Origin of the sequence: Sphingopyxis sp., assembly GCF_041916015.1 — a bacterium.
Classification (GTDB): Bacteria; Pseudomonadota; Alphaproteobacteria; order Sphingomonadales; family Sphingomonadaceae; genus Sphingopyxis.
In genome coordinates, this window is the sequence record NZ_JAYSAH010000019.1 from 25,246 (window position 1) to 51,625 (window position 26,380).

25 protein-coding genes are annotated in these 26,380 nt (G+C 64.8%); 7 read left to right on the forward strand and 18 right to left on the reverse strand.

Features of this window, described 5'->3' with window-relative positions; all coding sequences use genetic code 11:
• Positions 1-2 precede the first annotated feature (2 nt).
• On the forward strand, positions 3-941 hold the full coding sequence (locus ACE3SL_RS02965; protein WP_374524270.1) for a DUF808 domain-containing protein: 939 nt from the start codon (positions 3-5) through the stop codon (positions 939-941).
• Between the two features lie 235 nt (positions 942-1,176).
• Here ACE3SL_RS02965 and ACE3SL_RS02970 read toward each other — a convergent pair whose 3' ends face one another.
• The 7 genes from ACE3SL_RS02970 to ACE3SL_RS03000 form a co-directional block, all read right to left on the reverse strand.
• Positions 1,177-2,307: an ABC transporter ATP-binding protein gene (locus ACE3SL_RS02970; RefSeq protein ID WP_374524271.1), complete on the reverse strand. Its 1,131-nt coding sequence runs from the start codon at positions 2,305-2,307 to the stop codon at positions 1,177-1,179.
• Between the two features lie 2 nt (positions 2,308-2,309).
• Positions 2,310-3,155, reverse strand: coding sequence for an ABC transporter permease (locus ACE3SL_RS02975; protein ID WP_374524272.1), 846 nt, complete (start codon positions 3,153-3,155; stop codon positions 2,310-2,312).
• Entirely contained in the window at positions 3,155-4,060 is a 906-nt protein-coding gene (locus tag ACE3SL_RS02980) for an ABC transporter permease (RefSeq protein ID WP_374524273.1), read from the reverse strand. Before ACE3SL_RS02980 ends, ACE3SL_RS02975 begins: the two co-directional genes overlap by 1 nt.
• 164 nt (positions 4,061-4,224) lie before the next feature.
• Entirely contained in the window at positions 4,225-5,331 is a 1,107-nt protein-coding gene (locus ACE3SL_RS02985) for a PotD/PotF family extracellular solute-binding protein (RefSeq protein ID WP_374524274.1), read from the reverse strand.
• Positions 5,332-5,435: 104 nt separating this feature from the next.
• Positions 5,436-6,827 (reverse strand): glutamine synthetase family protein, encoded by a 1,392-nt coding sequence (locus ACE3SL_RS02990; RefSeq protein WP_374524275.1) that lies wholly within the window; start codon positions 6,825-6,827, stop codon positions 5,436-5,438.
• 13 nt (positions 6,828-6,840) lie between these two features.
• Positions 6,841-8,109 (reverse strand): NAD(P)/FAD-dependent oxidoreductase, encoded by a 1,269-nt coding sequence (locus ACE3SL_RS02995; protein ID WP_374524276.1) that lies wholly within the window; start codon positions 8,107-8,109, stop codon positions 6,841-6,843.
• Between the two features lie 13 nt (positions 8,110-8,122).
• Positions 8,123-9,469: a glutamine synthetase family protein gene (locus ACE3SL_RS03000; RefSeq protein ID WP_374524277.1), complete on the reverse strand. Its 1,347-nt coding sequence runs from the start codon at positions 9,467-9,469 to the stop codon at positions 8,123-8,125.
• 224 nt (positions 9,470-9,693) lie between these two features.
• Here ACE3SL_RS03000 and ACE3SL_RS03005 point away from each other — a divergent pair, with 224 nt between their 5' ends.
• Together ACE3SL_RS03005 and ACE3SL_RS03010 are read left to right on the forward strand one after the other, a co-directional pair.
• The gene (locus ACE3SL_RS03005; protein ID WP_374524320.1) at positions 9,694-11,031 is read left to right on the forward strand and encodes an aspartate aminotransferase family protein; all 1,338 of its coding nucleotides are present in this window, start codon (positions 9,694-9,696) and stop codon (positions 11,029-11,031) included.
• Between the two features lie 129 nt (positions 11,032-11,160).
• Entirely contained in the window at positions 11,161-12,270 is a 1,110-nt protein-coding gene (locus tag ACE3SL_RS03010; protein WP_374524278.1) for a choice-of-anchor A family protein, read from the forward strand.
• Positions 12,271-12,274: 4 nt separating this feature from the next.
• Here ACE3SL_RS03010 and ACE3SL_RS03015 read toward each other — a convergent pair whose 3' ends face one another.
• Complete coding sequence (locus ACE3SL_RS03015) at positions 12,275-13,507, reverse strand: ATP-binding protein (protein ID WP_374524279.1); 1,233 nt, start codon at positions 13,505-13,507, stop codon at positions 12,275-12,277.
• Positions 13,508-13,657: 150 nt separating this feature from the next.
• On the opposite strand from ACE3SL_RS03015, the gene ACE3SL_RS03020 reads away from it, so the two are divergent.
• Both ACE3SL_RS03020 and ACE3SL_RS03025 read left to right on the forward strand, forming a co-directional pair.
• Positions 13,658-14,071, forward strand: a complete 414-nt coding sequence (locus ACE3SL_RS03020) for a hypothetical protein (protein WP_374524280.1) — start codon at positions 13,658-13,660, stop codon at positions 14,069-14,071.
• Positions 14,072-14,129: 58 nt separating this feature from the next.
• Positions 14,130-15,131 (forward strand): fumarylacetoacetate hydrolase family protein, encoded by a 1,002-nt coding sequence (locus ACE3SL_RS03025; RefSeq protein WP_374524281.1) that lies wholly within the window; start codon positions 14,130-14,132, stop codon positions 15,129-15,131.
• 58 nt (positions 15,132-15,189) lie between these two features.
• Here the strand turns inward: ACE3SL_RS03025 and ACE3SL_RS03030 are convergent, their stop codons facing one another.
• From ACE3SL_RS03030 to ACE3SL_RS03060, 7 genes are all read right to left on the reverse strand, one after another.
• A complete protein-coding gene (locus ACE3SL_RS03030) occupies positions 15,190-16,221 on the reverse strand; it encodes a type II secretion system F family protein (protein ID WP_374524282.1) in 1,032 nt (343 codons plus the stop codon).
• Positions 16,222-16,230: 9 nt separating this feature from the next.
• Positions 16,231-17,208, reverse strand: coding sequence for a type II secretion system F family protein (locus ACE3SL_RS03035; protein WP_374524283.1), 978 nt, complete (start codon positions 17,206-17,208; stop codon positions 16,231-16,233).
• A gap of 69 nt (positions 17,209-17,277) precedes the next feature.
• Positions 17,278-18,552, reverse strand: coding sequence for a CpaE family protein (locus ACE3SL_RS03040; protein ID WP_374524284.1), 1,275 nt, complete (start codon positions 18,550-18,552; stop codon positions 17,278-17,280).
• Positions 18,549-19,196 (reverse strand): CpaD family pilus assembly protein, encoded by a 648-nt coding sequence (locus tag ACE3SL_RS03045; protein WP_374524285.1) that lies wholly within the window; start codon positions 19,194-19,196, stop codon positions 18,549-18,551. Before ACE3SL_RS03045 ends, ACE3SL_RS03040 begins: the two co-directional genes overlap by 4 nt.
• Before the next feature lie 25 nt (positions 19,197-19,221).
• Entirely contained in the window at positions 19,222-20,787 is a 1,566-nt protein-coding gene (locus tag ACE3SL_RS03050) for a type II and III secretion system protein family protein (RefSeq protein ID WP_374524286.1), read from the reverse strand.
• A 1-nt stretch (position 20,788) separates the two neighbouring features.
• Positions 20,789-21,829 carry a Flp pilus assembly protein CpaB gene (cpaB, locus tag ACE3SL_RS03055; RefSeq protein ID WP_374524287.1) on the reverse strand — a complete coding sequence of 347 codons (1,041 nt, stop codon included), beginning with the start codon at positions 21,827-21,829 and terminating at the stop codon, positions 20,789-20,791.
• Between the two features lie 44 nt (positions 21,830-21,873).
• Entirely contained in the window at positions 21,874-22,332 is a 459-nt protein-coding gene (locus ACE3SL_RS03060; protein WP_374524288.1) for a prepilin peptidase, read from the reverse strand.
• Positions 22,333-22,456: 124 nt separating this feature from the next.
• On the opposite strand from ACE3SL_RS03060, the gene ACE3SL_RS03065 reads away from it, so the two are divergent.
• Together ACE3SL_RS03065 and ACE3SL_RS03070 are read left to right on the forward strand one after the other, a co-directional pair.
• Entirely contained in the window at positions 22,457-23,587 is a 1,131-nt protein-coding gene (locus ACE3SL_RS03065; protein WP_374524289.1) for an NAD(P)/FAD-dependent oxidoreductase, read from the forward strand.
• An 89-nt stretch (positions 23,588-23,676) separates the two neighbouring features.
• Positions 23,677-23,853 carry a YegP family protein gene (locus ACE3SL_RS03070; protein WP_374524290.1) on the forward strand — a complete coding sequence of 59 codons (177 nt, stop codon included), beginning with the start codon at positions 23,677-23,679 and terminating at the stop codon, positions 23,851-23,853.
• Positions 23,854-23,871: 18 nt separating this feature from the next.
• Here ACE3SL_RS03070 and rnhA read toward each other — a convergent pair whose 3' ends face one another.
• The 3 genes from rnhA to ispH are packed head-to-tail and all read right to left on the reverse strand — an operon-like array spanning position 23,872 to position 26,281.
• Complete coding sequence (rnhA, locus tag ACE3SL_RS03075; protein WP_374524291.1) at positions 23,872-24,324, reverse strand: ribonuclease HI; 453 nt, start codon at positions 24,322-24,324, stop codon at positions 23,872-23,874.
• Positions 24,321-25,283, reverse strand: coding sequence for a homoserine kinase (gene thrB, locus ACE3SL_RS03080; RefSeq protein WP_374524292.1), 963 nt, complete (start codon positions 25,281-25,283; stop codon positions 24,321-24,323). The genes rnhA and thrB overlap by 4 nt, the downstream gene beginning before the upstream one ends.
• Positions 25,283-26,281, reverse strand: coding sequence for a 4-hydroxy-3-methylbut-2-enyl diphosphate reductase (gene ispH, locus ACE3SL_RS03085; RefSeq protein WP_374524293.1), 999 nt, complete (start codon positions 26,279-26,281; stop codon positions 25,283-25,285). Before ispH ends, thrB begins: the two co-directional genes overlap by 1 nt.
• Positions 26,282-26,380: the final 99 nt, after the last annotated feature.

Consider the following 26,380-nt stretch of genomic DNA (forward strand, 5'->3'; position numbering starts at 1 on the left):
TTATGCCATCCGGCCTTTTTGCCCTGCTCGACGACGTTGCCACCATCGCCAAGGTCGCAGCTTCGAGCATCGACGATATCGGTGCCGCGGCGTCGAAGGCCGGGGCCAAGGCGGCGGGGGTCGTGGTCGACGATACCGCGGTGACGCCGCGCTATGTGACCGGCTTTACCCCCGACCGCGAACTGCCGATCATCTGGCGGATCACCAAGGGATCGCTGTTCAACAAGCTGGTGCTGATCCTGCCGGCGCTGCTGCTGCTCTCGACCTTCCTGCCGTGGGCGATCACGCCGCTCCTGATGGTTGGCGGCGCCTATCTCTGCTTCGAGGGCGCCGAGAAGGTCATCCATTCGCTCCAGGAGGACAAGACGAGCCTCGCCGAGGATGCCGAGATCGTCGCCGACAAGAATCACGAAGAGACGATGGTGAAGGGCGCGGTGCGTACCGATTTCATCCTGTCGGCGGAGATCATGGTGATCGCGCTGAACGAAGTGCTCGACGAGCATCTGGTGATGCGCGGCGCGACGCTCGCGCTCGTCGCGGTCATCATCACCGTCGCGGTCTATGGCGTCGTCGGGCTGATCGTTAAGATGGACGACATCGGCCTTCACATGGCGAAGGAAGGCAATAAGGCGCGCCGCGCGGTCGGGCGCGGTTTGGTCGATTTCATGCCGAAGCTGCTCGCCGCGCTCGCGACGATCGGCACCGCGGCGATGCTGTGGGTCGGCGGTCAGATCGTGCTGCACGGGCTTCACGAATATCATATCGGCGGCATTGCCGAAGCGCTGGAAGCGCTGGCGCATTCCGTCGCGGGAGGCCTGCCGCTTGAAGGGCTTTGGACCTGGCTGATCAAGGCCGCCGGCGACGGCATCTTCGGGCTGTTGCTGGGCGGGGTGATCGTCGGGGTTTTGCACGTCCTGCCGGGCAAGAAAGCGGCGCATTGACCTTTTGATCTCACTGGGAGCCTCAAAAAAGCCTCGCATACGTACATATGATTCGTGTCTTTTGTGGCTTTAAGGCGACAAAGGATACGTATGGGCGCGTCGGAAATGTCTCCTTTGTCGCTTTAAGCCCTGCGGCTTCAGGCGAACGACATCGAATGCCATGCGACGGAGAGAAAGAGCCGAAGATCGGGCTCGCACATTAAAATAATGTAGGAAAGTTTTTTCGGGATGGGCGTCAGCCCAGCAACACGACGGGGCTGTCCGCGCGCCAGTGCATGCTGACCTTGTCGTCCCAGGTGAAATCCTCCTGGTCGTGGCGCGACAGGTTCGGACGGGAGACGCGCAGACGGGCGCCCGATTCGAGCTCGATCTCGAACAGGGTGATGTCGCCGAGATAGCTCATGCCCTTGATGACCCCGCGTGCGAAATTATGGCCGTCGGGGGCGTCCTGTGCCGCTGCGCGCACGGCTTTTCCTTCGCCTGGAACGTGGAGATAGATTTTCTCGGGCCGCAGTGCGATCCAGACATCTGCGCCGTGCGGGCCGGTGACGCCATGATTGAGATAGACCTTGCCGAGTCCCGGGCAGTCGACCGCGGCCTTGTCGGGTTCGTCGAGGATCAGCTTGCCCTCGAAGATATTTACCGACCCGACGAAATCGGCAACGAAGCGATTGGCCGGATATTCGTAAAGGTCGGATGGAGTGGCGAGCTGCGCGACCTCGCCCTTGTTGATCACGCCGATACGGCACGCCATCGACAGCGCTTCGTCCTGATCGTGGGTAACGGTGACGAAGGTGATGCCGACCTTTTCCTGCAATTCCGAAAGCTCGAACTGCATCTGCGCGCGCAGCTTGGCATCCAGTGCCGACAGCGGTTCGTCGAGCAGCAGCACCTTCGGCCGCATGACGAGGCTGCGCGCGAGCGCGACGCGCTGGCGCTGGCCGCCCGACATCTGGTCGGGCATGCGGCTCTCGAACCCGCCGAGCTTGACGAGATCGAGCGCCTCGGCAACGCGGTCGCGAGTCTCACCGCCCTTCACGCCGGCGATCTTCAGGCCGTAGGCGACATTGTCGGCAACGCTCATGTGCGGGAAGACGGCATAGCTCTGGAACACCATGTTCACCGGCCGCCTGTTCGGCGGGATGCCCGCCATATCCTGCCCGTCGATCAGGATGCTGCCCTCCGTCGGCAGTTCGAAGCCCGCGATCATGCGGAGCAAGGTCGTCTTGCCGCAGCCCGACGGACCGAGCAGCACGAAGAATTCCCCCGCGAGAATGTCGAGGCTGACATTATCGACCGCCGCGACCTTGCCGAAGCGTTTGGTGACATTCCGAATCTGGATGATCGGTTGTTTGGCGTCGGTCATGATCAGTGGGTTTCCGCGATGGCCTTCACGCCCTGAAGCTTCAGCGCGATGGCGGTCAGGACGATGGTCAGGATGATGAGGATGGTCGAGGCCGCATTGACCTCCGGCGTCACCGAGAAGCGGAGCATCGAATAGACCTTCACCGGGAAGGTCACGGTGTCGGGGCCGCTGGTGAAATAGGTGATGACGAAATCGTCGAGGCTGAGCGTGAAGGAGAGCAGCGCGCCCGCGACGAGCGCCGGGCGCATGTGCGGGATCAGCACGTCGCGGAACATCTGCCACTCGCCCGCGCCGAGGTCCTTTGCGGCCTCCTCCTGCTCGCGGTTGAAGCTTGCGAGGCGCGATCGCACGACCATGGTGACGAAGGGGAAGCAGAAGGTGATGTGCGCGATGGTGATCGCGCCCAGATTAAGCGGCCAGACGAGATCGGTCGGCCAGTGGAGCCCTTTGGCGAAGAAGATCAGGAAAGCGACGCCCATGCAGATTTCGGGAACGATGATCGGTAGCGAGATCGTTCCATCGACCGCGCCCTTGAACGGGAAACGGAAGCGCCAGAGCATCACCGCGGCAATGGCGCCGAGAATCAGACTGAAGATCGTCGCGAGCGCGGCGATGGTCAGCGAATTGATCAGCGCTTCGATCAGCGAGTCGTTGTTCAGTGCCTTGTCGTAATATTTGAGCGTGAAGCCGCGCCAGACGACGTTGCGCTTGCTGTCGTTGAAGCTGAAGATCATCAGCACGATGAGCGGCGCATAAAGGAAGACCATGACCGTGCCGACCCAGAGCCGCATCCACAGGGTGCGGCTATATTCGAGCGGCGCTACGGGCGAGCGGGAGAAAAGTGCCATCAGCCGGCCTCCGGCACTTTCCGGCGCAGCGATTGCAGCGCGATCAGGATGAACATCGCATAGATGAGGATGAAGGACAGCGCCGATCCGAAAGGCCAGTCGTTCGCCTTCTTGAACTGCCGTTCGATGACGTTCGCGATCATCTGGCTGTCGGTCCCACCCATCAGGTCGGGGGTGAGATAGGCGCCGAGCGCCGGGATCAATGTGATCATCACCCCCGCGACGATCCCCGGCGCGGCGAGCGGCACGACGATCCGCATGATCGTGCGGAAATGGCCGGCGCCGAGATCGAGGCTCGCCTCGATCAGGCTGCGGTCGAGCCGGTCGAGCGCCGCGTAGAGGGGGAGAACCATGAAGGGCAGGTGGACATAGACGAGCCCGAAGACGACCGCGAAATTGTTGAAGAGGAGTTGCACCGGCTCCCATGTCGGCAGTGGCTGGAGCCCGGCCAGCGTCTTCACCCAACTCGCGCCGCCCCACAGCATCCCGAGTCCCTTGTTGGCATAGCCCTGCTGCCCGAGCAGGATCATCAGCGCATAGGTGCGGACGAGGAGGTTGGTCCAGAAAGGCAGCATGATGCCGAGGAGCAGCCAGGGCCGCCATTTGTCGCTGGCGAAGGTGATCGCCATCGCGACGGGAAAGCCGACGATCAGGCAGATCAGGGTGACGAGCGCGGCGACCGCGAAGCTCTTGCCGAAGATACTGAGGTAGAGCCACTCGGTCGCGCGCTTGTAATTGTCGAGCGTGCCCGAAATGCGGATGTCGTTGAGTCCGGCATTGTGGCCGAAACTATAGGCCCAGACGATCGCCATCGGGACGACGAAAAACGCGATCGTCCAGAGCAGGGTCGGCAGCGACACCGCCGCGAACACCCTTTTGTTGGCTTTCCAGTCCTGCTCGGCCATCCCCCCGATGCCTCCAGACTATAATGTGTTTGCGATATTACACTCCGTCATTGCGAGCGAAGCGAAGCAATCCAGGGTGATTTGCACCCGCTCTGGATTGCCGCGGGCCTTCGGCCCCCGCAATGACGAGGCGCAATGACGAAGCTGTTGAACGCGCCCACGGCTTACGCCGCCCGCACCTTGGTGAAGGCTTCCTCGTAAAGCGGTTGCAGCTTTTCGTTGAACTTCGCATATTCGCAGCGCGCGAGGACGTCGGCGGGCGGATAAATGACGGGATTGTTCTTGTAGCTGTCGGGCATCAGCGCCTTCGCCGCGGCATTGGGGGTCGGGAAGAGGATCGTCTCGGTGATCTTCTTGTCGACCTCGGCATCGAGCATATAGTTGATGAAGGCGTGTGCGTTCTTCGGGTGCGGAGCCCCCTTCGGGATGCACAAGGTGTCCGAATTGAACTGGCTGCCTTCCTTGGGCACGACGAAATCGAGGTCGTCGTCCTCGGTCATCACCTGCGCGATGTCGCCATTATATTCGAGGACGACGTCGCAGTCGCCCTTCATCAGCAGATCCTGCCCGTCGTCCTCGTGGAATTTCTTCACATAGGGCTTTTGCTTGATCATCATCGCCGAGATCGTCTCGATATCGGCGGGGGTCAGCGCGTTGACCGACTTGCCGAGATATTTGCCGTAGAGACGGTACATGTCGCCGGCCTCGGACAGCCAGGCGATGCGGTCCTTATATTCGTCGCTGTCGAACAGCACCTTCCAGCTGTCGGGCTTCGTCTTCACCTTCGACTTGCGATAGCCGATGCCGAGCACCAGCCAGGTATAGGGCATCGAGAATTTGCGGCCCGGGTCGTAATCGACGTTGATGAAGCTCGGGTCGATATTCTTGATGTTCGGAATCTGTGCATGGTCGAGCGGCTGGAGCATGTCGGCGCGGATCATGCGCTCGACGAAATCGTTCGACGGGACGATCACGTCATAGCCGGGATTGCCCGCCTTGAACTTCGCGAACAGCGTGTCGTTGCTGTCGAACAGGTCCATCGTGACCTCGACGCCGGTCGCGCTCTTGAAATCGTCGAGCGTCGTCTCGCCGATATAGGTGTCCCAGTTGTAGAAGTTGAGCTTGGCTTCCTCGCCGTTCGCGAGCTTCTTGCCTTCGCCCTTGCCGCACGCCGCGAGGCCGCCGAAGCTGATCCCGACCGCGGCGACGCCCATGGCCTGAAGCAACGAACGACGGCCCCGGCTTTGCCCGAGAAACTCTTTCAGATCCATGGCCGGCCTCCCTGTTTGTTTCGCGAAGCTGACTCAATAATCGCGGCTTGGAAAGAGGCTTTTTTGCGCTGCAGCAGAAATCTTTGGAAGATAGTTGCTTCGTTTCAGGCGTTCCGCAGATACCAGTCGTAATCGAGGGTCGGGACGACGCTGAAATAATTGTCCTGCTCGACGCGCTTGACGATGCTGAACATGTCGACGAAGCGGGTGCCGAGGTAGTCGCGCATCAACTGCGAATTGTGGAAGCGATCGACCGCGGCGAACCAGTTCGACGGCGGCTTGTCGTCGCCCGAAGCGTCGCGATCATAGCCATTGCCGACCACCGCGGCGCCCGGATCGGTCTTGGATGCCATGCCGTGATGCATCCCCGCCAAGACGGCGGCGACCGCGAGATAGGGGTTCGCATCGGCGCCGCAGGCGCGATGCTCGACATGGCGGCTCGCGGGCGGCCCGGCCGGGATGCGAAAGGAAACGGTGCGGTTGTTGACGCCCCACGTTGGCGCGACCGGGGCGTAGCTGTTCGCCTTGAAGCGGCGATAGCTGTTCGCATGCGGCGCAAAGAGCGCGAAGCCGTCGCCGACGCTGGCGATCATGCCGCCGATCGCGTGGCGCAGCGCGGGCGTCCCTTCGGGATCGTCGCTCGCGAAGATGTTGGCGCCTGCCGTGTCGTCGACCGACACATGGATATGCATCCCGCTGCCCGCCTGATCGGCGAAGGGTTTCGCCATGAAGGTCGCCTCCAGCCCGTGCGCCTGCGCGATCGCCTTTACGAGGCGCTTGTACATGATCGCATCGTCGCAGGCGCGCAGGGCGTCCGGCTTGTGGCGCAGCGTCAGCTCGAACTGGCCCGGCGCGAATTCGGAGATCGCGCTTTCGAGCGGCAGGCCCTGCGCATCGGCCGCGGCATAAAGCGCGTCGAAGAAGGGCCGGAAATCGTCGAGCTCGCGCAGGCCATAGACCTCGACATTGCGCGGCGTGTCGCGGCTGTAGGCGGGCCGGGCGGGGCGGATGCGCCCATCGCGCGCGCGGCGCGGATCGACGAGATAGAATTCGAGTTCGACCGCGAGCACCGGGGTCAGGCCGTCGGCCGCGAAGCGATCGAGAACGCGCCCGAGGACATGGCGCGGGTCGAGGTCGTGCGGGGTGCCGTCGAGCTCGTAGAAGCTGGTCAGGAACTGCGCGGTCTGCTCGCCGCCCCACGGGGTACGGACGAGGGTGCCGGGAACGGGCTTCATCGAGCGGTCGGCGTCGCCATCCTCCCACACGAGGCCGGTCTCGACCGTATCCTGCCCCGTGATATCGACGACAGTGATCGAGCCGGGGAACATGCGGCCGCTGTCATAGACCGCGAGCACCTCGTGCCGGCGCAGCCGCTTGCCCCGCGGAACGCCGCCCATGTCGGTGTAGATCATCTCGATCGAATCGACGTCGGGATTGGCCTTGAAAAAGGCCTCCGCCTCCGACCGCGGGGCGATCACGCCCGATGATTTCGACATTATGTTTCGCTCCTTACCCCAATCGGTCGCGCAGCGCATACCAGAGCAATCCGAGCGTGGCGAGCGGTCGGCGCAGCCATTTCCCGCCGGGGAAGGGCTGCGACGGCAGGCTGGCGAGAATGTCGAACCGCTCGGCGGTTCCCGCCATCGCCTCGGCGATCAACTCGCCTGCGAGCGTCGTCACCAGCGCGCCATGCCCCGAAAAGCCGTGCGCGAAAAAGACGTTCCCGCGCCGCCCGATATGCGGCAGCCGGTTCCGTGTCACCGCGACCGCGCCGCCCCAGCCATAGTCGATCTTCGCATTAGCGATCTGCGGAAAGACCTCCGCCATGAACGGCCGCACGAAGGCCGCGATGTCGCGCGGCGGCGTTTGCGAATAGCGCTCGCCGCCGCCGAAGATCAGGCGCTTGTCGGCCGAGAGGCGGAAATAGTTGAGCACGAACCGGCTGTCGGCGACCGCGGCGTTGCTGGGCAGCAGTTCATCGGCGTTCGCGAGCGGTTCGGTCGCGATATTATAGTTCATGATCGGCACCGTGTAGCGGCCGAGATCGGGTTCAAGATCGCCGATCCAGCTATCGGTCGCATCGATCACATAGCGGGCGCCGATGATTGTTCGTTCGGTGATGAGTTCGATAGGGTCGCAACAGGATCGATCGATTACATGTACCCGATCATTTTCCCGAATGCGGACGCCCGCTGCCTCCGCGGCTTTTGCCAGGCCGACGGCATAGTTCAGCGGATGAAAATGCCCGCCTTGCGGATCGTAAATGCCGCCGTGGTATAATGGGCTCGCGATATGCGCGGGCATGTCAGCCTTTTCGACAGTTTGGCTGTCATAACCGAACCGTCTCGCCAGACAGTCCGCTTCTTGCTGCATCGCGTCAAAATCCTTGGGCGTCCATGCCGCCTCCAGATGTCCGGCCTTCAGGTCGCAGGCGATGCCGTATTTTGCGATTCTCGCCTTCACCCGGTTGTCGCGCCAGCAGAGGTCGAACAGCGCATCGGCGCGCTCGCTGCCGAATTCCGCTTCCAGTTCCGAAGCCGACCAGCGCAGGCCGGGTATCAATTGCCCGCCGTTGCGTCCCGATGCTCCGAAACCGATTCGTTCGGCTTCGACGAGAATGACCGAAAAACCCCGCTCTGCACAGGCGAGCGCCGCGCTGAGTCCCGTAAAGCCGCCGCCGATGACCGCAACATCGCAACGGTCGTCGCCCTGGTCGGGGCGCGGGTGCCATGCGTGCGCGGTCGCCGCATAATAGCTATGGCTCAGCGGATCGGTCATGGCCGTAGGCGGATCAAACCCGCATCAGCAGATGTTCGCGTTCCCAGCTCGACACCACCGATTGATAGTTGAACAGCTCATAGTCCTTTACCGCGAAGAAGATTTCAAAGAAATCGTCGCCGAGCAGATTGCGGACCTTCTTGCACGAGGCGAAGCGGTCGAGCGCTGCCTCCAGCGTGCGCGGCAGGGTCCGCGCGCGGTTGTATGCGCTGCCGGTGATCGGTTTCGGCGGCACCATGCGGTCGACCATCCCGATATAGCCGCAGACGAGCGACGCCGCGATCGCCAGATAGGGATTGCTGTCGGCACCCGGCAGGCGGTTCTCGACGCGGCGGTTGTGGCGGTCCGACACCGGCACGCGGAACCCGCACGAGCGATTGTCGACGCCCCATTGCACGTTGATCGGCGCCGCGCTGTCGGGGCGCATCCGGCGGAAGCTGTTCACATTGGGCGCCCACATCGGCGAGATTTGCGGCATGAAGCGGATGAGGCCGGCGACATAGGAACGGAAGGCCGCGCTGTCGCGCCCGTTCGCGGTCGCGAAAAGATTGCGCCCGGTCTCGGCATCGACAATCGACTGATGGATGTGCATCGCGCTGCCCGGCTGGCCCGCCATCGGGTTCGCCATGAAAGTCGCATAGACATCGTGCTGCTTCGCGACGTTGCGAACGACGCGCTTGAATAGAAAGACCTCGTCGGCGAGGCGCAGCGGGTCGCCGTGGATGAAATTCACCTCGAGCTGCGCCGCGCCCATTTCGTGGATCATCGTGTCGATATCGAGCCCCATCAGCTCGCAATCGTCATAGATATGATCGATGATGTCCTCATATTCGTTCATCGCCTCCAGCCCGTATGGCTGACTCGCGGTCTCGCTGCGTCCCGACTGGCCGACGGGGGGCGTCAGGGGGAAATCGGGGTCGGCGTTCTGCGAGACGAGATAGAATTCGACCTCGGGCGCGATGATCGGCTTCCAGCCCTTGTCGGCATAGAGGGCGAGCACCCTCTTCAGGATCGTGCGTGGTGCGATGTCCACCTCGGTCCCGTCGCCGTTATACGCATCGGCGATCACGAAGGCGGTCGGCGAGGTGAAGCCCGGCGCGACGCAAATCGTGTCGGGGTCGGCGAGCAATATCTTGTCGGGGTCCTTGTCCCAGATGTCGTCGATATCCTCCGGATAATGACCGTCGATGGTGCAGATGAAGACGCTGCCCGGAATGCGCAGCGACTTGTCCTTGACCGAGGAGAGGAACTTCCTGGCGGGCAGAACCTTGCCGCGCTGGACCCCGTTGATGTCGGGGACGATACATTCGACTTCGTCGATCTTGTGGTCGCTGATCCATTGTTCCAGATTGACTGACATGCGCCCCCGATTGGGCCGAGAAGCCGACCCGGTTGTGGATGCGCGCAGCCTATCGCGAAGTCGGACGGAGCGCCAGAGGGCGGGTTTTGGGCATTGCCAGAGCAGCCGCCTGGCGTCAGATTAAGCATCGTCATTGCGACCCCGGCGAGAGCCAGGGGAAGCAATCCCGAGCGGTTCGCGCACGCCCTGGATTGCCGCGCCGCCTTCGGCTCCTCGCAATGACGATGTTTGGGAAGAGGAGCATCGCGGTGAAGGGTGACAATGACGTTCTGGCTTCCTTCTGGATGCCCTTTACCGCCAACCGCGCGTACAAGGCGAACCCGCGCCAACTCGTGTCGGCGAGCGGGATGCACTATCAGTCGGCCGACGGGCGCACGATCCTTGACGGCACCGCGGGCCTCTGGTGCTGCAATGCCGGGCATTGCCGGCCCGAGATCGCCGAGGCGATCGCAAAGGCCGCGACGACGCTCGATTTCGCGCCGACCTTTCAACTCGGTCACCCGCTGCCATTCGAGCTCGCGCAGCGGGTCGCGGCGCTGATGCCTGCGGGGCTCGACCGCATTTTCTTCACCAACAGCGGGTCGGAGTCGGTCGATACCGCGCTCAAGATCGCGCTCGCCGTCCAGCGCGCGAAGGGGCAGGGGACGCGCACCCGGCTGATCGGGCGCGAGCGCGGTTATCATGGCGTCGGCTTCGGCGGGATCAGCGTCGGCGGGATCGTCGGCAATCGCCGCACGTGGCAGGGGCTGCCGGGCACCGATCATCTTCGGCACACGCACGACCTCGCGCGCAACGCTTTCACGCGCGGTTTTCCGCAGTATGGCGCCGAACTCGCCGACGATCTTCAGCGCCTCGTCGATCTGCACGGAGCCGAGACGATTGCGGCGGTGATCGTCGAGCCGATGGCGGGCTCGACGGGCGTCCTCATTCCGCCGGTCGGCTATCTCCAGCGGCTACGCGAGATTTGCGACCGGCACGGCATCCTCCTGATCTTCGACGAGGTGATCACCGCCTTCGGGCGCGTCGGCGCTGCGACTGCGGCGGAGGCGTGGGGCGTCACCCCCGACATCATCACCATGGCGAAGGGGCTCACCAACGCCGCGGTGCCGATGGGCGCGGTCGCGGTGAAGCGCGAACTGCACGACGCGGTGATCGAGAGCGTTGCCGGCGGGATCGAGCTGGCGCACGGCTATACTTATTCCGGCCATCCGCTCGCGAGCGCGGCGGGGCTCGCGACGCTCGACCTCTATGCGCGCGAGGGGCTGTTCGAGCGCGCGAACGAACTGGCCGCTTATTGGGAGGATGCGGCCTTCAGCCTGAAAGGCCGGAGGCACATCATCGACATCCGCACGACCGGACTCGTCGCGGGCATCGAGCTCGAACCGCGCCCCGGCGCGCCGACGGCGCGCGCAATGGAATTGTTCCACGCCTGTTTCGACAACGGTCTGCTCGTCCGCGCGACCGGCGACATCATCGCGCTGTCGCCGCCGCTGATCGTCGAAAAGGGCGAGATCGACGAGATGTTCGGAAAGATCGGCGACCTGCTGAACACGATCGGCTGATACCGCCGCAGATTTGCCACGGCCTGCGGAATGAAAGGATCGGCTGTGCCGGAACGGGACAAGCCTGATATGGTCAATGCGGGCGAAATGCAGTAGGGGGCCGAAACGCCGGAACAGGCGAATCCCCCATTGAAACAGGTTTTTACCGTGCCCTTTGCCTTTCGTTACCTCGCCCCGGCGGTCGTCGCGGCGTCGCTCGCGGCCTTGCCCGCTCTTGCCCAGTCGGCATCGCCGGTCACCGGCATCGATGCGCTCAAGGAATGGAATCTCGTCGTCCTCGGCAATCTCGAATCCTCGTCCGAGGTCGAGGGACGAACGTTCGTCGGCGGGAACCTCACGGGCAATTCGTCCAATTACAACATTCGCGGCGGCGCGCCCTCGGCCAACGGCCAAGCTGGGCTGACCGTCGTCGGCGATGTCACCGGCGGGCACAAGAATCTCAACAACGGATCGGGCGCCGTTGTTGGCGGCAATGTCAGCAGCGGTTTCAATCTCAACGGCGCACCCCAGACGGTGAAGGTCGGCGGGACGATCAGCAACACCAACGTCAACCAGAACACCGTCGTCTCGAACCTCGGCGCCACGGACCCTGCCTTCACGGTTCAGCTCCAGCAGCAGAAGACCCGGCTCGCCGACAGCATGGGCAGCCTGTCGTTCGCGATGGGCACGCTCGCGACGAACAGCCAGTTCAGCGTCCAAGGCAATCGCGGCGTCTTCACCGCGCAGCCCGATGCGAAGGGGATGGCGGTGTTCAACATCACCGCCGCCGACCTCGACAAGATCGGCGAGATCCAGTTCAACCTGAACGGCGCCGACACCGCGATCGTCAATGTCAGCGGGCGCTCGATCACCCTCAACGACAATTTCCTCGGCGGCACGAACAATCTTGGCGAGCATGTGATCTGGAATTTCCCCGATGCCGAGGATTTGAAGCTCACGACCGCGTGGGGCGGGTCGGTGCTTGCGCCGCTCGCCGATGCCGAGACGCGCAATTACATCCAGGGATCGGGCGTGTTCGGCAGCCTCAAGCAGAATGGCGAGATGCACGTCGGCACCTATGCGGGCCATTATTCGCCGCCGCCGGCGGGCGGTTCCTCGTCGGGCGGATCGTCCGGCGGGTCGAGTTCGGGCGGCGATCCCGTTCCGGTGCCCGAACCGGGCATGGTCGGCCTGTTCGGGCTGAGCGTCGCGGGGCTGATCTATCTGCGCCGTCGCCGCGCGAGGCGCGACGGCGAGTAGGGGCTCAGGCCTCGCCGCTTAGCGGGAAGGTCACCGACACGCGGGTGCCCTTGCCCAGCTCGCTTGCGATGTCGAGCTGCCCCTGGTGGCGCTCGCTGATGTGCTTGACGATCGCGAGGCCGAGCCCGGTGCCGCCGACCGATCGGCTGCGCGCTTCGTCGACGCGGTAGAAGCGCTCGGTCAGGCGCGGCAGATGGTCGGGGGCGATGCCGTCGCCCTCGTCGGTCACCGACAGACGCACGCGCTTGCCCTCGCGTGCCAGTTCGACCGTGACCGGGGTGCCGGGTCGGCCGTATTTCATCGCGTTCGAGATGATGTTGTGCGCGAGCTGAGCGAGCTGCGCCTCGTCCCCCAGCATTGGCTGGCGGGCGTCGTCGATTCGCGTGACGACGTCCCTTGGGCGGGCCTGTTCGCTGTCGCGGAGCTGGCCGACGGTGCTCCGCACGATCGCGGCGAGATCGACCGGCGTCGTCGGACGCCGGAAACGGTCGGCCTCGACGCGCGAAATCGACAGGAGGTCGATGACGAGTTGCTGCATCCGCCGGGCTTCGCGCTCGATGATCGACAGGAAGCGGTGGCGGGTCGGCGGGTCGGCGTCGCCGTTCATGTCCTGCAGCGTTTCGACATAGCCGAGGATCGCCGCCAGCGGCGTGCGAAGCTCGTGGCTCGCGTTGGCGACGAAATCGGACCGCATCCGGTCGGCCGCGTCGATCGCCGAGCGGTCGGACAGAAAGATGATCCGGTCGCCGCCGGATAAGGCCGCGATGCGCATCGTCCAATGCTGGCCGGGGCGCGGAAAGTCGACGAGGTTGAGCGTTTCGGCCGGCCCGTCGCCGTGCGCCTGCGACAGCCATTCGGTCGCGGCGGGGTGACGGATCGCGGTGCGGATGTCGGCGCCGACGATATGGCGGCCGAGCAGGCGGACCGCGGCGTCATTGGCGATCGTCACGATCTTGTCGGCGGTGCCGATCAGCGGCTCCTTTTCCTGATCGACCCATTGTGCGAAATCGGGATGGCGGAGCAGCGAGATCCGGGCCGGTTCGGGGGGAGGCGAATGGTCAGCGATGACGGCCGGCGCGGCGGGGGCGATCGCAGTATAAACGGTCACGGCCCCGATGCCCCCCGCCAGGGCCAGAATCGCGATCGATAGCGCGTCCCCACCCGCGAGTGAGGCGAATATGATCGCCACGACGATCAGCGTCAGCGCGACGGCAAGACTCGACAGGCGATCGAACATCCCGGTGCGCCTCGCACGAAGCGGAGCTTCGTGGCAAGGCCGTTCGCGGCGGTTACGCTTTTCCGCGGCGGTGTCTCAAAGCGGGATGGCGCGGCGAGACGGAACGGTCTTCGCTTTTCCTCACCGCCTCATTGGGTTATGCGCGAGGTCATGGAAAACAGCGACATTCCGCCCGAAAGCACCCTGTCTGGCGACGAGGCCGTTCCCTCGCGGCGCAAGATGCTGGCGCTCGGCGCGGCCGGCGTCTCTGCGGCGCTGACGATCCGTCCCGCCTTCGCGCAGACCGCGGTCTCGGTGATGAACTGCCAGATTCCCGTGCCGGGGCCGTCGGGCGCCGGAAAATATATCGATGCGTCGGGCAAGCTGGTGCCTGCGGGGACCAAGGGCGCCTTTCCGGGCTCGCCGCGCCCCTTCACCGGCGAAGAGGTCAAGCGCGCGTTCCGCGGCCAGACGCTGCCGGGCGCGACCTACAACCAGTCGCAGGCCTATCTGCAATATATCCGGCGCTTGCAGGCGGGGCAGAGCGGCTTTACCTGTTTCGCTTCCATCCAGATGCCGCGCTGACCATCGCTTCCCTGTCTGCGATGGCGGCGCGGTCGCATCGCAGACAAAAGGGATTGATGTGAAACTTGCTTCGCTCAAGCATGGCCGCGACGGACGGCTTGTCGTCGTTTCTGACGACCTCGCCTGGTATGCCGACGCCGGCCAGATCGCGCCGACGCTGCAGGCGGCGCTCGACGATTGGGCCGAAGCGGCACCGCGGCTCGCCGCGCTCGCCGAGGACCTCAATCACGACGCGATTCCGAAAGAGCGGTTTCACGAGCATGAGGCAGCCTCGCCGTTGCCGCGCGCCTATCAATGGGCCGACGGTAGCGCCTATGTGAACCATGTCGCGCTGGTGCGGCAGGCGCGCGGTGCGGAAATGCCCGACAGTTTCTGGCACGACCCGCTGATGTATCAGGGCGGCAGCGATGCCTTTCTGGCGCCGCGCGACCCGATTCCGCTCGGCGATCCGGCGTGGGGTTGCGACATGGAGGCCGAGGTGGTCGTCGTGACCGGCGACGTGCCAGCGGGGATCGATGCGGTCGCGGCGCGCGAGTACGTCCTGCTCGTCGGGCTGACCAACGACGTGTCGCTGCGCGGGCTGATCCCGCCCGAACTCGCCAAGGGCTTCGGTTTTTTCCAGTCGAAACCGTCGAGCGCGATGTCGCCGGTGTTCGTGACCCCGGAGGCGCTCGGCGCGCGCTGGCAGGACGGCAAGCTGCACGGGACGCTGTGCGTCGATCTCAACGGCCAGCCGCTCGGCCGCGCCGATGCCGGTATCGACATGACCTTCGATTTCGGTCAGCTGATCGCGCACGCCGCGAAGACGCGCAATCTGGGCGCGGGGACGATCATCGGGTCGGGTACGGTCTCGAACCGCGACGCGGACGGCGGGCCGGGCAAACCGATCGGCGAGGGCGGGCTGGGCTATAGCTGCCTTGCCGAAGTCCGCACCGTCGAAACCATCCTGCAGGGGGAGGCGAAGACCCCGTTCATGCAGAAGGGCGACACGGTCCGCATCTGGATGGACGACGATCGCCACCACAGCATCTTCGGCGCGATCGAGCAGACGGTGGGATGAAACGAAAAAGGGGCGGGAAAATCCCGCCCCTTTGCATCGGGCCGGACTGGCCTTTGCGTCAGCCCATGACGCCGCCTAGCGCATCCTTGAGCGAACAGGCCGCCGGGCCGAGAATGACGATGAACAGCACCGGCAGAATGAAAAGGATCAGCGGCACCGTCATGATGGCGGGAAGGCGCGCGGCCTTTTCCTCGGCGCGCATCATGCGTTCGTTGCGGAACTCGGCTGACAGGACGCGAAGCGCGCTGGCGAGCGGCGTACCATATTTCTCGGTCTGGATCATCGTCGTGACGACGCCCTTCACCGATTCGAGATTGACGCGGTAAGCGAGATTCTCGAACGCTTGGCGGCGTTCGGTCAGAAAGCCGAGTTCGATCGAGGTCAGCGCGAATTCTTCGCCAAGCTCGGGATAAGCGCGGCCCAATTCCCGCGATACGCGCGAGAAGGCGGCATCGACGGTCAGCCCGGCCTCGGCACAGATGACGAGCAGATCGAGCGCGTCGGGAAGGCCCTTGCGGATCGCGTCGGTGCGCTTCTGCCGCTTGTTATCGACGAACAGGTCGGGCGCCTTATAGCCGAGAAGCAGCGCGGCCATGGTGAAGCCGGCGCGCTTGAACGGCGTCATGTCGGGCCACATATCCAGCCAATAGATCAGGATGAAGGCGGTCGCGCCGAACAGGATCGGCAGCACGAGGCGGCCGAAAATGACGGTGACCGCCAGATCCTTGGACCGGATGCCGGCCTGGGCCAGCTTTTGCTGGACTTCCTTGATCTGAGCTTCCTGCAGGACCTGCAGGCGGCCGAGGAAGGTCCGCATCTTGTCGGCGGTCTGGTTCTTGCGGACCAGCTTCGCCCGGCGCTTCGCGGTCGAAGCGGTGATGCCCGCCTTCAGCTGTTCGCGGCGATCGTTCAGCGCCTTGACGCGCTTCGCCATCGGATTGCGGACGGTCAGCGCGCCATAGATGGCGAAGAGTACCGCGCCGACGCCGACTGCCGCCAGCATCGTCGCGGCCCAGACGACATCGACGCCCATCAGCGTCGGGCCCTGCTGCGCTCCCGAAAAGGCGGAAAGAAGAAGATTGCTGTTCATCGTCCGCCCTCAGATCTCGAAACTGATCATTTTTTTCATGATGAACGCACCGATGCTCATCCAGACGAGTCCGCCGAGGCCGGTGATCATCAGACGCTGCTCTGAAAAGAAACCCGCAAGATATTCGGGGTTCATGGACCAAACGATGCCGAACACGAAGAAAGGCAGGGCGCCGACGATATAGGCGGACGCCTTGGCTTCCGACGACATCGCCTTGATCTTCAGCTTCATCTGGGCGCGCTTGCGGAGCACATCCGACAGATTCGCGAGTGTTTCGGCGAGATTGCCACCCGTTTCGCGCTGGATCGCAATGGTGATGCAAAAGAATTGGAATTCAGCCGTGTCGAGCATTTCGGCCGATTCCTGGAGCGCCGCCTCCATCGTGTTACCGATGCGGATGCGTTCGACGACGGCCCTGAATTCCTCGCCGACCGGTCCCGGCAGTTCGTGGCTGACGACCTGGAAGGTTTCGGTGACCGGAAGGCCCGATTTCAAACCGCGAACGAGCAGGTCGATCGCGTCCGGAAAGCGGCTGGTGAATGCGTTGACCCTTTTCTTGATGAGCCGCCCGACAAGCATGTGCGGCAGGCCAATCCCGACCATCAGGCCCGCCATCACCGCGAGCAGGAAAGGCGTGCGCAAGACGAGCAGCCCGCCGGCCGCCGCGACGAATACGCCCATGCACCAGAACATATATTGGGTGATGTGCCAGTTCTTGCCGGTGCGGCGCAGACGCTTTTCCATCAGCTCGCGGCGCGGCATCAGGTTGGAGAGGGTGGTCCCCGTTTGTCCGCCGACTGCCTGGACCGTCTTTCGCATCTGCGCGGCGACGACGGCTTCGGTCGATGCGGCGTGCCGGTCGCGAACCGACGCCAGGCGGCGGCTCTTGGCCTTGCCCGCCGAGGGGCCGGCAAAAGCGAGGACGAGCATCGCAAGCGCCACGACAGCGGCGGCGATGGTCAGAATCATGGGCAGATCGAGGTTCATGATGGCCCTTTATCGGCTTCCAGCTTCAGGGTGTGCGGCGATCCGGCGTTCCGGAGTGCCGCGGTGCCCTTATTTTGCGCCCTTTTTCGCGACCAGCGTCCCAAGACCGCCGAGCTTGCCGAGCAGCGAGCCGCCGTTCGGTTTCGCCTTTGCGACGGCTGCGTCCTCGGCGCTTTCGTCGGCGCCATCGACGATGGTCCGCATCAGGCTCGTCCACGGCTGCGACGCCTTGGTTCCCTTGCACAGTTCGGCATAGGATTTGCCGAGTTTCGCGGCCTGGCTGACCAGTTTGGGATCGAACGGAATGACGATGTCGATCGGACGCTCGATCGACGATTCGAAGTCCTTGCGTGAAAGTTCGCCGATCGCGGTCTGAAACTTGTTCGCAACAAGAACCACGCGCGCGCCCGGAACATTCTGCTTGAACCAGGACAGCAGACGGATCGTGTCGCGCGCGCCCGCCAGGGTTACATCGCTGACGAGCAGGATCGTGCCGGCTTCCTGCACCAGGTGCGGGAAAGGGATCAGGACATGGCGCGGGATGTCGACAATCGTCATCTCGAAGGCATTGCGCAGTTCCTCTTCCAGCTGGAAGAAGGCCGAACCATCGGTCATCACCGGCTGATGGATCGGCGCTTCGGCCGACAGCAGGCTGAGCTTGTCCGATGCGCGGACCATCGCGCGCTCGATGAACAGGCCATCGATGCGGCTGGGATTGTCGATCGCGTCGATCAGGCCGCGCCCCGGCTCGAGGTCGAGCGTGAGCGCGCCGGTCCCGAAATGCACGTCGAGATCGAGCAGCGCGGTCTGGCGATCGCCCTGTTCGCTCATCACCCACGCCAGCGAGGTCGATACGAGCGACGCGCCGACACCGCCGCGCACGCCGACGACCGCCATCATGTGATGCGGCTTGTCGTCGTGGATGTCGGCATGCTTCGGCGCCGACAGCATGGCCTGCGCCATGGTGAAGCTTTCGCGGACCTGGTCGAGCGACAGCGGCTTCAGCAGATAATCCTGGATGCCGCTCGACAGAAGGTCGCGGTACAGACGCACGTCGTTCACCTGACCCGCCGCGATCACCACGGTGCCGGGCTCGCAGACTTCGGCCAGTGCGTTGATGTCGTTGATCGGATCTCCCGATTCCGACATGTCGACGAACAGGATGTTCGGGCTCGCCGACACCGAGAGCGACTGGACGGCGTTGCGAAGGCCGCCCTTGTTGCACTTCTCGATCGGCCAGCCCATGTCGGCCGATGCGACGCGGATCAGCTCCAGCGTGTCGTCGTCACAGACGAAGGCATTGAAGGGATCACGCAGCCCGGCTGCTTTGAAAGGAGCGTTCACTTGCCGCCTCCGCTGTTGCTGGTTGCCGTATCCTTGAGTTCGCCGGCGCCCGTCTGGGGCTTTTCGCGATAGGTCTTGATGGCCCGCGTTGCCGAGTTCGGATCGTTGACCGTTGCCCGGTTGCCCTTGATCAGGTCGTTGGGATCCGCGACCATCGCGGCAAGATTGCTGTTCGTCGCGCAGCCGTAGTTGGACGAGGTCGCATTGTTGAAATTGATCGACGACTTGCTCGACCAGTCCGGACAGCCTGGCACCTGGGCCGACGCGCGGGTCACAACCACGCGAACATATCCCGAAGGAATCGCGCCCGTCGTGACCGGAACATCCTGGCTCAGCAGCAGGCCGCGGCGTTCGACCAGCGTGCGGATCGTCGATTGCGCTTCGCCCGCGCCATAGACCGACGGATCCTCGATCGCGACCCGGTCGCCATAGCGAACGCCCATCGCGTCGAGCCATCCCTGCAGACGGCCCTGCTCGCTGGGGGCGAGGTCGCCGCTGCCGACCGCGACGTCGAACTGATAGATGGTGTTGCGGACGACCGGCTGGTGGACCGAGTCCAGGCTTCGGTTGCTGTTGGCGGTCCCCGTACAGCCCGCCAGCGATGTTGCCAGGGCGAGGGCGGTCCAAGTTGCGATTGTCTTCATCACTCTGCTCCCCAAAACCACCACGTCACTTCTTGTTCAGGCTGAAGCCGGGTGCGGCTTCGCCGCCGCCGCCGCGCGTGCGATCGGCATCCCCGACCGTCGTGTCGAGCGACGGCTTCGGCCGTTCGCCGCCGGTTACGCCGTCGCTGGTCTGGTTCGTCAGCAGGCGAGCGAGGTCGTTGGCATCCCGATAGGCATCGGTCGGCAGCTTGATCTCGTTCGCCGAAACCGGCTGGACCAGATATGGCGTGACGACGATGACAAGCTCGGTCTCGCCGCGGCGGAAGCTGTCCGACTTGAACAGCGTGCCGAGGATCGGCACGTCGCCAAGCCCGGGCATCTTGTCGATCGCGCCGATCGAGCGGTTGTTCATCAGGCCGGCGATCATGAAGCTTTCGCCCGAGCCCAGCTCGACCGTCGTCTCCGCGCGGCGGATCGTCAGCGCCGGGATCTGGAACCCCTGCATTTCGATCGCGCCTTCGGTCGACAGTTCCGACACTTCGGGCCGCACGCGCAGGCTGATGCGGCCGTTCGACAGCACCGTCGGCGTATAGGCCAGGCTGACACCATATTTGCGATATTCGATCGTCGTGCCCGCGAAATTGCCGGGGATCGGGATCGGGAATTCGCCGCCCGCGAGGAAATCGGCGGTTTCACCCGAAATTGCGGTCAGGTTCGGCTGCGCCAGCGTCGCCACGAGCCCCGAACGTTCGCCCATGTCGAGCGAAGCCATCAGGTCGAGGCCGAACAGGCGGCCTGCGCCGGCAAGGCTGCGGGTGCCCGACGGAGTGGTGAACTGGTAGCTGGTGCCCAGATACTGGCTGTTGATCGGCTGGCCGGTAACCGGGTTATAGGGTCGCGGGACCGAGCTGCCCGGGAAAACGGCGGTAGGCGCCTGAATGTCGGAGATCGTGCCGGGCGTGCGACCGCCGAACACACCGCCGAGAAATCCGTTTCCGAGCGGGCCGTCGCGGTCGCGGGTCAGCAGGTTGCCGCTGATTTCCTTGACAAGCGAGCGGTTCACCTCGGCGATGCGGACCTGCAGGTTGACCTGCAGCGGCGTCGCGGTGCGGAGGCGCGAGAGCACCTTGGTCTGTTCGCCGACGAACGCCTGTACCAGCCGTTCGGCTTCGGCCGCGTCGTCGGGCGACGCCACGGTGCCGGTGAGGAGGACGAAGCCGTTCATCGTGTTCGAGTTGATCTTCGCATCGGGCATCGCCAGCGTCAGCATCTGGTCGATCGTCTCGATATTGTTGCCGACGCGGGCGACGGTCGAATAGACCACCCGGCCGCTGGCGTCGGTCGCGTAGATGCTCGTTTCGCCCGGCGTCTTGCCGAAGACATAGAGCTGGCGGCCCGAGCGGACCTGGACGTCGGCGACCTTGTCGTCGGCGACGAAGACGTCGGTCATCGGCGCCGACAGGCTCACCAGGCGGCCGCGGCCGACCGACAGGTCGATGCTGCTGCTGGCATTCTGCGTCGCCTGAGCCGAAGCCTGCTGCGCCGGGGCCGACACGAGGGTCGCCGCGACGAGGCCGATGGCCAGGGTGCGGGCGAGCGCGGCCGCCTTGAAGTGGAGTTTGCTGGTCATCTTACTTACCCCCAACCGGAACTTCGGTCATCTTGTCGCCGCGCGTCACGCGGACCACCGGGCCCTGCACGACAGGTGCTCCCATCCGCGCGGGCGATCCGCCGCCGGCATAAGCCTGCTGCGGCTGCGGTTGCTGCCGCGGAGCCGACACGCGGCCGCTCACGGGTATCCAGAAGCGCGAAACGTCGCCGCCCGTCGTTGCCGAACCCTTGCTCGCGGTCGGCCGCGCGGCGGCTTCGGCCAGCATCTTCTTTTCGGCTGCGGTGCCGCCGCCAGCGGGAACATTGACTGCACCCGACGCGATCGCGGCTTCCAGGTCGCCGCTGCTGTCCGCGAGCGGACGAAGCGAGAGCGACAGCTTGCCCATGTCCTGCGCAACGGCGATCTTTTCCGCGATCTCCGGCGTCGCCTCGAGCGTCACGGTTCCGAAGGTGCGGACCGGCGTCTTGCCGGTTTCGTCTTCGGCGTCGTAGCGCTGGTCGGTCGCGAGCACGCGGACGTTGCGGACGATCGTTTCGGCGGTGTAGAGTTCGTCGTCGGGATAGGCACTGCCTTCCTTGACCGAAATCTTCTGCGCCAGAACCACATCGACGCGGTCGCCCGGAAAGACGAAGCCGGCGACGCCCTGTTCCTGCGACACGCGTACCGTTACGGCGCGCATGCCCGGGCCGAGCGCCGCGGCGAGGAAGCCGCGGTCGTCGGGATGGACGAGCGCGCCCTGCGTCAGCGGCTGGCCCGCGGTGATCGGATAGCGCACGACCGTACCGACCAGATTCTGGACGTCGGTCTTGTCCTTCAGGAAATAGGCCTTTTCGACCAATTCCTTCGGCCAGGGCTGAAAGCGGAAGCTGTCCGGGCCGATGATGGTCCCCGATGGCAGCTGCCGGGTTGCGACAAGGATCATCGGGCCGTTGATGTCCGGCGCAGCCGCTGCGCGAGCGGCCGGTGCCGACGAACCGCGCATCATCTGGTTGACCCCGAACGCCGCGCCGATGGCGATCACCAGCGCGCCGACGATCAGCATTATTTTTCGCGTATCCACGATTTTCGCCTCCTAACGCCAGCCAGAGGTGGTGGCGCTTGCCCTCAACTCGATGCGATAAACTGAAAGTGGTTAAGATATTGTTGGTGAAGCGCCCAAAGCCCCGCAATTGCGATCGCGACCCCATAGGGAACCTCTATCGCCTTGTCGGAAGGGCGGATTTTCGACCGGACCAGCATCACGGCGGACAGGATTCCGCCCCCGATCGCCATGATTGTCAGCGCCGGAACGATCAGCGGCAGCGGAATCCATAACATTACCGCGCCGATCATCTTCACATCGCCGCCGCCCATCGCGCCGATCGCGAAGAGGCCGGCGAAGAGCAGGAAGACCGCGAAAGCGGCGCCGAACTGCAGCGGAATATCGGGCCAGATCGACCATCCCGCGGCGAACCAGAAAGGGATCGCGAGCAGCGCCATCGCGGCATTGAGTCCGTTGGAGATGGTGCGCGACCTGAGGTCGCTAACCGCCGCGGCGATCATCAGCACGCCGAGCAGGGCCATCAGGCCAAGGGAGACAAAGCCGCTTTGCATCGGCTTTCCTCTACGCAATATGGCTTACCAAAGAGTAACCATCTTCGCCGTGCAGCGGGTTGCATTCCCGCGTGCAGCCGATATGCGGCGGCGCATGACCCACCTGCCGCCATCCTCTACCGACGTGCTGATCGTCGGCGCGGGTATCGCAGGCGCCAGCCTGGCCGCCGCGCTGGCTCCCTATCGCCGGGTGCTGCTGGTCGAGGCCGAGGATGCGCCCGGCTATCATGCGACGGGACGGTCGGCGGCCTTCTGGCACGAAACCTATGGCGGGGCTGGGGTGCAGCCGCTGTCGGTCGCCTCCTTCGCGATGCTGAACGATCCGCCGCGCTTATTTTCGGATCGCGGGTTCCTGTCGCCGCGCACGGCGCTCAATCTCGCGCGGCGCGAGGATGCGGCGGCGGTGGATGCGTTCACTGCGCGTTTTGCGGCGCAGGGCGTCCCCGTCGAGCGGATGGCGGGCGCCGCGATTGAGCGCCTCGTTCCGGGCCTTCGGCCCGAGTGGAGCGAGGCCGCTTATGAGCCTGCGTGCAGCGACATCGACGTCGGCGCGCTGCACGCCGCCTATCTGCGCGCGGCGGCGCGCGGCGGTGCGGTACTCGCGACGCGCGCCCGGCTCGACGGTGCGCGGCGGACGGGTGCGGGGTGGGAGGTCCGGCTGGGCACCTCGGTGGTCCACGCCGACGCCATCGTCAACGCGGCGGGCGCCTGGGCGGATCGCGTCGCCGAAGCCTGCAGCGCCGCGCCGATCGGTATCAGGCCCTATCGCCGGACGGTGGCGCAGGTGCGGCTGGGCGTACCCATTCCCGCCAGCCTTCCGCTGGTCGTCCATCTCGGCGGCGATTTCTATTTCAAGGGCACGGGCGAGGGACGTATCTGGCTGAGCCCGCACGACGAGACGCCCTCTGAACCGTGCGACGCGGCGCCTGAGGAACTCGATGTCGCGCTCGCGATCGACCGCCTGCAGCAGGTCGTCGACTGGCCGGTCGCCGCGGTCGAGCGCAAATGGGCGGGGCTGAGAAGCTTCGCCCCTGATCGCCTGCCGGTGTTCGGCGCCGATCCGCATGCCGCCGGCTTTTACTGGTGCGCGGGGCAGGGCGGTTTCGGAATTCAAACCTCGCCCGCGATCGCAGGACTGCTCGCGGCGGAACTCGGCGCGCCTGCGCCGGACCGGGTGATCGCGGCGGTTGATGCTGCGCCCTTTGCGCCCTCGCGTTTCTTTTGATCGTCTAGCGGCTTGCGCGGCGAAACGGGCGGATTACCATGAGCTTGGCCGCGCCATCCCCGGCGCGGCCTGACCTTGTGGAGGATGGCATGGCCCATTATTTCGAGATCAAGAAGAACAAGAAGGGCGAATTTGTCGCCTATTTCAAATATAATAGCGAAACGATCTTCTGGACCGAGGGCTATAGCAGCAAGGCTTCCGCCAAGAACGCCATCGAGTCGATCAAGAAAAATGGTCCTCCGGCCGAAACGCGCGAAGCCGAATGACGAATGAAGCGCGGGCGTTCAGCGCGCCCGCGCAACCTCCAGCGCCGCGTCGCTCGCGAGCTTGTCGGCCAGTTCATTGTCGCGGTGCCCGGCATGGCCCTTGACCCACAGCCATTCGATCGTGTGCCGTTTCGCCTCGGCGATCAGGCGCTGCCACAGATCGGCGTTGGCGACCGGCTTTTTCGCGGCGGTCTTCCAGCCGTTCCTCTGCCAGCCGTGGACCCATTTGGTGATGCCGTCACGGACATAGACGCTGTCGGTCGACAGTTCGACGTTGCACGACCGTTTCAGCGCCGCAAGCGCCTCGATCGCCGCCAGCAGTTCCATGCGGTTGTTCGTCGTGTCGGGCTCGCCGCCCGAAAGCGTTTTCACGACATCGCCCCAGCGCAGCACCGCGCCCCAGCCTCCGGGTCCGGGGTTGCCCTTGCACGCGCCGTCGGTGACGACGATCACCGTCCGTCCCTCGCTCATGCGGTCGTGAACAGGCTTGCAGCGTCGGCGGCCTGATAGCGGCGCAGGCGGTTGAGGAAGGGCGCCGGGTCCTTGCGCGTGACGAGCGCGTCGGCGGGGGTATGTACCCAGTCGTGGGCGCGGGTCAGCAGGAAGCGCAGCGAGGCGCCGCGCGCGAGCAGCGGCAGCGCGGCGATTTCCTCGGGCAGCAGCGCTATTTCGCGGGCATAGCCGCGCATCAGCGCATGGGCGCGGTCGGCATCGCAGCGGCTGCCATCGGTCGAAAAGGCCCAGGAGGCATGGGTGACCGCGACATCATAGGCGCGATAGTCGGTCGCCGCGAAATAGAAATCGATCAATCCCGTCACCGTTTCGCCGAGCATCAGCACATTGTCGGGAAAAAGGTCGGCATGGATGACATGCGCGGGAAGATCGGCGGGCCAGTTCGCGTCGAGGAAGGCCAGTTCCGCATCGACGGCCGCCTGCAAGCCGGGAATCACCGTATCGAGGTCGCCCGCCGCTTCGGCCACGCCGCGCCAGTAGCGACGCCCCATGCTGTTCTCACGCGCGCCGCTGAAATCGGCGACGGCGCGGTGCATTGTGCCGAGCGCCGCCCCGGCAGCTTGGCACTGGCCCGCCGTGGGCTTGGTCAGCGAGATGCCGGGCAGGAACTGGATGATGCAGGCGGCGCGGCCCGCGATCTGCTGGATGGCGGTGCCGTCGCGGTCGCGGATCATCGCGGGAACCGGGCAGCCCCTGGCCGCGAGGTGGCCGAGCAGATCGACGAAGAAAGGAAGGTCGCCCACCTGAACGCGCTTTTCGTAGAGCGTCAGGATGAAGCGGCCGCCGGTCGTTTCGAGCAGGAAATTGCTGTTCTCGACCCCCTCGGCGATCCCCTTGCACGAGATCACCGTTCCGATGTCGTAGCGGGCGACGAGCCCGGCGAGGTCGTCGGGATCGACGTGCGTGTAAACGGCCATTACGCGTTCGCCGGATCGAGCCCGCGCGGGAGCTTGAAGACCATATTTTCCTCGGCGGTTACGACGACATCCTCGACGATGCGCCGGTGCGCCGCGACTGCATCGATCACTTCGCGGACGAGCGTTTCGGGCGCGCTCGCGCCCGCGGTGACGCCGAGCGTGCCGATGTCGGCCAGCCAGGCGGGATCGATGTCGCTGCCGCGCTGGACGAGATGCGCGGGGGTACCAAGCCGCTCGGCGACCTCGACAAGGCGCAGGCTGTTCGAGCTGTTCGGCGCGCCGATCACGATCATCCGGTCGCAGCCGCCGGCGATCGCCTTCACCGCATCCTGCCGGTTCGAGGTCGCATAGCAGATATCCTCGCCGCGCGGGCCCGCGATCGACGGGAAGCGATGCTGCAGCGCGGCGACAATATCGCGCGTGTCGTCGACCGACAGCGTCGTCTGGGTCAGGAAAGACAGCATGTCCGGGTCGGCGGGCGCGAGCCCTGTGACATCGTCGACCGATTCGACCAAGGTCATCGCGCCTTCGGGCAACTGGCCGAGCGTCCCGATCACCTCGGGATGGCCGGCATGGCCGATGAAGATGATGTGCCGCCCGCCCTCATGCGCGCGTTCGGCCTGGCGATGAACCTTCGACACCAGCGGGCAGGTCGCGTCGATATAGTCGAGCCCGCGCGCCTCGGCCTTGGCGGGGACCGCCTTGGGCACACCGTGCGCGCTGAACACGACCGGAACGCCGTCGGGAACCTGATCGAGCGATTCGACGAAAATCGCGCCCTTGGCCTTCAGCGATTCCACGACATAGCGGTTGTGGACGATTTCGTGGCGGACATAGACCGGCGCGCCGAAACGGACGAGCGCCAGCTCGACGATGCGGATCGCGCGGTCGACCCCGGCGCAAAAGCCGCGCGGCGCCGCGATCAAAACCCTCAGTTCCGGGGCTTGTTCCGTGCTTTCGCCGCCTTCGGGGCGCGCCAGGACATGGGGTGCGTTCATGATGCGCGCGCTCTAGCGCAGCACGGCCTGTCGGGTAAAGCGGCTTCGTCCTGTTGCGCCTCGTTCATCGCACCGATAAGAAGCGGCGCGCATGGAGCT